Source organism: Lacicoccus qingdaonensis, assembly GCF_900101075.1.
GTDB lineage: Bacteria > Bacillota > Bacilli > Staphylococcales > Salinicoccaceae > Lacicoccus > Lacicoccus qingdaonensis.
In genome coordinates this window covers 156,442-163,519 of record NZ_FNFY01000004.1, presented here as the reverse complement: position 1 = coordinate 163,519, position 7,078 = coordinate 156,442, and the positions used below count along the sequence as shown (strand labels likewise).

Genomic DNA, 7,078 nt, shown 5'->3' with positions numbered 1-7,078 from the left:
TGCCAAAAAGTTTTCAAAATGAAAATAACAACAGATCTCAGGAAATATTCCGCACCAGCCCGTGGGTCTCTAGCATGGAAAAACATTTTCAAACGCCGTACTGCGGTAGAAAGAGTCAATGCATACCTTAAGGAATTCTTTCAACTGAACAATGTTCGATATCGTACCGGAAAACGCGCAAAAATTCATTTTGACATGGTGACACTTGTTTACAATGCATCCAAGTTGGCTGCAGACCGCATCGATGCTCAATTCATTCAGCAACAAGCTGCATGATTTCTGTTTTTTAAAATACATTTTAGGAATTCTGTAGGTCTTTGTATTTTTAAAAAGAGCAATTATGAAATTGATTCACAAGTATAACAGTAATATTATCAATGAAAGAAAACAGGTTTTTGCATAGTTTCTTTAAAGAGAACACCCTGTATAAAGAATTTAAATTTAATACAATAGTTATATTGATAAGTGGTATCACATTAATTATTTTTACTATTATATGCTATATATCTTTTCTGAATGAGTTTAATTTATTTAAATGGAAAATGGTATTAGGGTCATATTTATCAATTATATTTTTATTTTTAAGCAACTTTTCTATTTTCCTTTTGTTCTTATCTCGATCAATATTAACACAATTCAAAAATAATATGACTTAATAATCTACTATTTAAAATGACTTCTATTTCTTTCAATTTTACATTCCATGCAAACTCCATTATATTTTAATCATCTGATATCTCCCCCAATGAGATATTGTAAGCCACTCTCTAATCTAAAATAGAGGGTGGCTTTTTTATGCTTTGCAATACGAACGTATGTTCGATATAATCATCCTTAAGAGGTGATAACCATGAGAGTAAACGAAAAACTGGACTATCGAGAAATGGACCCGTCAGAACTCGACTCCAACATCCCCCAGGGCCGTGGCATGATCAAATGGGCGCCGTTTGCAACCATGCCAGAACAATATGAAGCAGTGGACAGAATGATAGAACGACAGACACATGTGTCAGAACCATCGCTTGGACAAGATGAGCTGCAGGAACTCGAAGTTACGTTACGAAACAGTATCGGTAAGATATTAGTTTTACGCTATTGGGATTCAGGTTACGAGGTACAACTTGAATGTAAGTTAGAATACATTGAGAATTGGGGACAAACAATCACTGTGAGTAAAGGTACGAATTTATTGACTATTAACTTTACCCACATTTATGAAATAGTAAGAATCAGCGATGAAGATATATACTCAATCGATTGATCACGTGCTATAATAAATCATCTTAACAAGGGGATGGTTTAATATGGATAAAGACACAACACTGGTATGTACGATAGGGGATGCTGTTAAAATCTTTCATTCTACTGAAGCAGCTAAAGATAAGTATGAGAATAAGAAAGCAAATCATGAAGTGGTTGTAATGGATTTCACGGACGAAGATTTTAAACGCTTGGCCGATGGTTTAGGTGTGGTATAATCAATACACAGCATTAATGTTCTATATGATTGTGACTTGGATTGTTGCAATTTAAAAACCACCCAGGTGTGGAAACCCGGGCGGTTGTTTTTACTATTATTTCTTTACAAATCTAAGACTTCTTTCAGCTACTCTCAGAACATCATCAGGTGTTACATTTTCTTGAACTCCATTTTCTTTGGCAAGTAGCACAATCACATCATTATTAAATTCTGTGAAATCATTAAGAGTTTGGTATGTTATAGTTTGAATTTCTCTAGTCTTATTATTGAGGTAGATTCGAGCGGCAGTTGTTGATTTATTGAATAATTCTATTTGCTCCCTTAAGTCGTTCTCTAAGTTACTAACTATATTGTCTATTTTAATCAACCTTTCAATATTATGTATTAAAATATAGTATAATGTATTTAATATTTATTAGAAAGAGGTATAGCGATGGTAATTTTTAAAGAAAAAACTTTAACGGTGAACTTCGAAGATTTAAAGTATCATCATATTAAGGAAGCTAATCCCAATATTATAAAAATTATTCATAAAGGAGTAGCTTTCCAATTCAAAATTATTTTGAAAAATAATAATGATAATTTAGTTGTTTTCTTTAATGGTGCTTATGATCCTACCAAAAACCAGCCCCCCATTTTTGCTAGAAGCAGTTGGTACAATGACTACAATGCTAATTGTATATTTGTCGATGACCCAACGGTCCATGACAATGGAATTACAGTTGGTTGGGGTATTGGTAATAAAGAACTGTATTATTTACCTTTGATGAGCGAGATTATTATTAAGTTATCTAAGTTTCTTAAAGTTTATCCTAAGAAAACAGTGTATTACGGTTCGTCTGCCGGGGGACACTTATCTTTAGCCGCGTCAATCTTACATAGAAATAGCACCGCCGTTGTAAATAATCCTCAAATACATGTTAGAAGCATTAGTCAAGGTGGACGATATTATAATTTAATTAACTCTAATTTTGCTGGGCTTAATGAATATAAATTACAATCTATGTTTAGTGAACGTTTTAATATAATAGAACAAATGCATAACTCAAATTATATACCTAATGTAGTATATTTATTAAATAGAGACAGCAGAGAAGATGTGGAACTACAGTTTAGAATTTTTGAAGAATACATAAATGGAAGAAGTCAAAAAGATAAAGAAAAAGTTGAGTATATATTATACAGTTCCCCAGACGGACACAATGGCATGTACGGAAGAGAGAAAACAGCACTATTAATAAACAACATTTTAGATAATGTAAGATATGACTGATACATAATTGCCATCCTTTCGAGAGTGGCTTTTTTTATGGTATACTATGACTATGCTAATCTCGTATAATTTGATTGTGGTCATTGGAGTAGACCATGATTAAAACCGCCTCGGACTGGAATCCCGGGCGGTTGTTTTTTTATTGCAATTCAATTCTCTCTCCTGCTGCCACAAACGACGGCACTGTCCTCGAACCACCGACAACCGTCTCATAAGTCATCAATTCGGTGAACTCTCCATAAACTGTTACATAGTCATCCTCAAGTAATCGCTCTTCTAAACTGGACGATTGCGTACTAACAAGTACCACACGATCATAATCATCATTTACAGCGATTCTATAAGCACTTACGCCATCCTCTTCAAGCACTTGTATAATCTTACCTTCAAAAGTAATTAGTTCATTCATGTAGTCATCAGGGTTACGCTCAATATCTCTGATGTCCACATCAGCGCGGTAATTGTCTAAATCCTCAGAGTCAGTACCATCTTCTGCTTCACGCTCTTCTCTCGCTTCTGCCATTTTCTCATCGTATTCCTCGTTAAACTCTTCTCGTTGTTCATCTGTTATTTCATACTCTGTATCATCAACTTCTTCAGTTCCATCAGATGATTGCGCATCCGAACTGCTTGTGGGATAGTTTGCTGTCGATGTTGTGTTGTCATTGTTGCCGATTGAAATGATTAAAATGACGAGGGTCGCAATAACAAAAATACCAAAACCCGAGCCAGTAATAATACCAGGAGTCTTTAAACCCTTTTTGGATATTGCCATAATAATTAAAGCGATTACTCCGAAAGTGCCTACAAGTAAACTAAGAACCATTAATAAAACCAAAATACCTAAAATAGCATCCATAAATATCTCTCCTAAATATTGTTATTTCAAGTATACATAAGTTAGTTATTTAGTCACATGATGGTCACGCATATCCTTTAATGACTGACATTATCACAATCTTTCACATTATACTCGAAAGTGAGTGTGGCAGGATAAAATTTCGGCAGAAAGGTAAGATGGCAGACTTTCAGGAAATATCAAAAGATGAATTCAAGCGATTGGTGAATTTCTTAAAATTTATCGCTGAACTTGATATTAATGAGCACAAAATCCCTCAAAGCGGAAAGACCTCTTTAATGATTAAAAATCAGGAGCTTGTCATGAGAGTGAGCACATTGCCTATAACACTGATGGATGAAGTCGTAGTGATCAGAATACTGGATTCACTGGATAAGCGGCCGGCGGAATCGTTATTCATAAATAAGGATGAATTCGAATTTTTTAAAGATTATATGAGACTGTCCCAGGGTCTGATCCTTTTTACAGGACCGACGGGCTCCGGTAAATCCACTTTGATGTCCAATCTTATCAATGAAGTCATAAAGGAGGGGTCAAGACAGGTCATCAGTATTGAAGACCCGATAGAATATGAAATTGATGGGATGGTGCAGGTTGAAATCAATGATAAGGCAAACATATCATATGAATCTTTATTAAGAGGTGCGTTGAGATGCGATCCGGATGTTTTGATGTTTGGTGAAATAAGAGACAAAACGATTGCAAGGGAGCTTCTCAGGGCAAGTTTGTCAGGGCATCTCGTATTCAGTACATTCCACAGCAAATCTGCTGTCAGTACGATCAGCCGCCTGAAGGATTTCGATTTATATGATGAGGAACTGAAACAGAGCATATCCCTGATCATAAACCAGAGAATACTTCATACAAAGTCGAAGAGTTTCATAATATACGAATATTTGACGGCTTCTGATGTCAATGATCATTTACTTGGCAGGAAAGTGAATTACAGAACGCTTGATGACAGGTTGCTTACACTTAAAAATGAGGGACATTTAAACGATGAAGAATTTTCATACTATAATCAAAAATTCAAATAAACTTGGTATTTATGACAGTCATTTTTTATTGAAATTGAGCAATTTGATGGAAAACGGCTTCACTATGTACAACGCTTTAAGATTCCTCCTTGAACAATACGATGTTTTAAAACCTAACACGAAAGCGGAGGCATTACGGCTGATTGATAACGGTGAAAAACTCAGCGATATTTTAAAGATGCTCGGCTTTGGAAAATCAATTATCATCCAGGTTGCCTTTGCTGAGATTCACGGGGAGATGATCAATAATCTGAAGGAATCGGCATTATACCTTGATAACAGGCGGAAGACATTTTCTAAACTGATTAAATCAATACAGTATCCACTTCTTCTGGTCAGTATATTCATAGTCATGCTGATCATATTGAATTATACTGTCATCCCCCAGTTCCAGTCCCTTTATAATTCCATCGGCACTGAAGCGAAAGGAATCGTCAGTGTGCTTACAGTCATGCTCGAACTGCTTCCAAACGCAGTTATCGGGTTGATAGCACTATTTACTGTGCTTTTTATTATCATAGTTCTGATAATAAAACTCGCCAGTGTTGAAACACAGCTCAGGATTTTATTGAAATTACCGCTGTTGAAATTTTATGTGGTGCATTACCACACATACCGGTTTTCAAGAGAATTTGGCTATTTTATAAATAATGGTCTGGAAGTAAAAGAAATCATTGCATTATTTAAAAATCAATCATTAAGTGCTTATTTAAATTACATCGCAATCAGGATAGAACTAAAACTCAACCAGGGCAATTCAATGTCAGCAGCCGTAAAAGATATTCCCATACTCGATGAGAAGCTATCCGTTTTCATCAGTCACGGCGAATTAAACAGTGAAGTGGGTAAAGAACTTGTTATTTTCAGCGAGTACACCTTGGAGAAAATAATTATGCGTATAGAAAACTTAACTAAAAGAATACAACCCGTCATTTTCAGTATTTTAGGAGTACTGATCGTCTGCCTGTATCTGGTCATAATGTTACCGATATTCCAGATGATGTCTACGCTAAATTAAAAAAAGGGGATTTAATATTATGAGAAAACTTTTTATGAAAAAATTTGTTAAGAATGAAGATGGATTTACACTAATCGAAATGCTTCTCGTACTGCTGGTCATATCCGTCCTGATCATACTCATCATTCCGAATATCGCAGCCCAGAGTTCAAATGTCCAGGACACCGGCTGTGACGCCCAGGTGAAGATGGTGCAGAGTCAGGTGGAGGCCTATACATTGAATGAGGGAGCGGATCCGGCAAATATCGGAGCATTGACTGCCGGCGGCTATATCACAGATGAGCAGACAACTTGTGCCAATGGCGTTAATATTGTGGTCAATAATGGACAAGCTGAAAGAGAATAAGGGATTCACTATGATGGAGATGATGTTGACACTTCTTGTTGTCAGCGTCATACTTCTTATCTCTGTCAATACGATACCTGACTACAACGAAAATGATAAAGAAACTGAAATCAGCAATATTTCGTATTTCTTCAAGGCAGCTCAGACCAGAAGCATACAGAAAGAGAAAGCCCATACTGTTTTGATCGATCATATGGATCATAAATTGACTGTGCGTTCACTTGACCGTGAAGATATCTATGAGTATCCATTGACAACATGCAGACTGAAGAGCGGTGGTCTTAAAAGATTCAACTATCTATCTTCAGGTAACACAAATGCGTTTGGAGCGGTAATTTTTAATTGCAGCGGGGAGGATGTTCGATTTGTATTTCAGATTCAAAAAGGACAATTCAGAATTGAACGATGACGGTTTTTTATTGGTGGATTCACTGCTGTCACTGATGACTCTTTTAGTGATTACAAACATACTGCTGCCTGCAATGCTTGTCCTTGTTCAATATGACAGCAGTACTCAATCACAGTTGAAGTTCAATAGAGAGTTATACATCTCACTTTCAGGATATGATAATTTTGAAGACTTTAAAGAAGATAATGATAATTTTTTGGTGGGGCAGGGTGAGATTTGTGACAAAATCAAAGAAGATTTATGCGTCCGTATCAAATAGCAGCGGTTTCACATATTTGGAAACTTTATTTTCACTTTCAGTCATCAGTTTGATTGCATTTATTTTACCTGCAACTTTTGGTGTGTTTTCACAATTTGGTATGATTGATACCGACCTTGACGGCGACATCTTCATAATGGATATCATTGAAACTTCTAAGTCTTCTGAATCAGTAGAGAAAAGTGATCGTGATTCAATTGTTTTTCAAACGGAACGCGGAAAAATAGAGTATCAGCTGAATAATGCCAGAATTATAAAAAGTATCAATAATGAAGGCTTTATCACAATGCTGTTTGATGTCACCACATGGAATATTATTGACGAAAAGCGATTTATAAAACTTAAAATTAAAACCAATGGAGAATTAGATGAAGAAATTATTATTAGAAAATGATGG

12 protein-coding genes are annotated in these 7,078 nt (G+C 35.6%); 10 read left to right on the top strand and 2 right to left on the bottom strand.

Annotated features, from left to right (window positions below):
• From BLR15_RS04300 to BLR15_RS13980, 3 genes are all read left to right on the top strand, one after another.
• Positions 1-276 (top strand): transposase (locus BLR15_RS04300; protein WP_143003927.1); only part of this gene is annotated, 276 nt, incomplete at its 5' end.
• A 574-nt stretch (positions 277-850) separates the two neighbouring features.
• Positions 851-1,261 carry a YolD-like family protein gene (locus BLR15_RS04295; protein ID WP_092985016.1) on the top strand — a complete coding sequence of 137 codons (411 nt, stop codon included), beginning with the start codon at positions 851-853 and terminating at the stop codon, positions 1,259-1,261.
• 43 nt (positions 1,262-1,304) lie between these two features.
• The gene (locus tag BLR15_RS13980) at positions 1,305-1,478 is read left to right on the top strand and encodes a hypothetical protein (RefSeq protein ID WP_176754051.1); all 174 of its coding nucleotides are present in this window, start codon (positions 1,305-1,307) and stop codon (positions 1,476-1,478) included.
• Between the two features lie 96 nt (positions 1,479-1,574).
• On the opposite strand, the gene BLR15_RS13830 is transcribed toward BLR15_RS13980, so the two are convergent.
• Positions 1,575-1,847, bottom strand: a complete 273-nt coding sequence (locus BLR15_RS13830) for a hypothetical protein (RefSeq protein WP_143003926.1) — start codon at positions 1,845-1,847, stop codon at positions 1,575-1,577.
• Positions 1,848-1,913: 66 nt separating this feature from the next.
• On the opposite strand from BLR15_RS13830, the gene BLR15_RS04290 reads away from it, so the two are divergent.
• Positions 1,914-2,753 carry a hypothetical protein gene (locus tag BLR15_RS04290; protein ID WP_092985014.1) on the top strand — a complete coding sequence of 280 codons (840 nt, stop codon included), beginning with the start codon at positions 1,914-1,916 and terminating at the stop codon, positions 2,751-2,753.
• 139 nt (positions 2,754-2,892) lie between these two features.
• On the opposite strand, the gene BLR15_RS04285 is transcribed toward BLR15_RS04290, so the two are convergent.
• On the bottom strand, positions 2,893-3,612 hold the full coding sequence (locus BLR15_RS04285; RefSeq protein ID WP_092985012.1) for a hypothetical protein: 720 nt from the start codon (positions 3,610-3,612) through the stop codon (positions 2,893-2,895).
• An 80-nt stretch (positions 3,613-3,692) separates the two neighbouring features.
• Between BLR15_RS04285 and BLR15_RS04280 the strand changes: the two genes are divergently transcribed.
• Genes BLR15_RS04280 through BLR15_RS04260 form a run of 6 tightly spaced genes read left to right on the top strand, consistent with a single transcriptional unit; the run spans position 3,693 to position 7,075 of the window.
• Positions 3,693-4,649 carry an ATPase, T2SS/T4P/T4SS family gene (locus tag BLR15_RS04280; protein ID WP_092985010.1) on the top strand — a complete coding sequence of 319 codons (957 nt, stop codon included), beginning with the start codon at positions 3,693-3,695 and terminating at the stop codon, positions 4,647-4,649.
• Positions 4,650-4,677: 28 nt separating this feature from the next.
• Positions 4,678-5,667, top strand: a complete 990-nt coding sequence (gene comGB, locus BLR15_RS04275; protein ID WP_245696583.1) for a competence type IV pilus assembly protein ComGB — start codon at positions 4,678-4,680, stop codon at positions 5,665-5,667.
• 34 nt (positions 5,668-5,701) lie between these two features.
• On the top strand, positions 5,702-6,013 hold the full coding sequence (gene comGC / locus BLR15_RS04270) for a competence type IV pilus major pilin ComGC (protein ID WP_092985038.1): 312 nt from the start codon (positions 5,702-5,704) through the stop codon (positions 6,011-6,013).
• Complete coding sequence (locus BLR15_RS04265; protein WP_176754050.1) at positions 5,967-6,422, top strand: prepilin-type N-terminal cleavage/methylation domain-containing protein; 456 nt, start codon at positions 5,967-5,969, stop codon at positions 6,420-6,422. The genes comGC and BLR15_RS04265 overlap by 47 nt, the downstream gene beginning before the upstream one ends.
• The gene (locus tag BLR15_RS13975; protein WP_176754049.1) at positions 6,379-6,681 is read left to right on the top strand and encodes a hypothetical protein; all 303 of its coding nucleotides are present in this window, start codon (positions 6,379-6,381) and stop codon (positions 6,679-6,681) included. The genes BLR15_RS04265 and BLR15_RS13975 overlap by 44 nt, the downstream gene beginning before the upstream one ends.
• Positions 6,641-7,075: a competence type IV pilus minor pilin ComGF gene (locus BLR15_RS04260; protein ID WP_176754048.1), complete on the top strand. Its 435-nt coding sequence runs from the start codon at positions 6,641-6,643 to the stop codon at positions 7,073-7,075. Before BLR15_RS13975 ends, BLR15_RS04260 begins: the two co-directional genes overlap by 41 nt.
• The last annotated feature ends 3 nt before the right edge of the window (positions 7,076-7,078 follow it).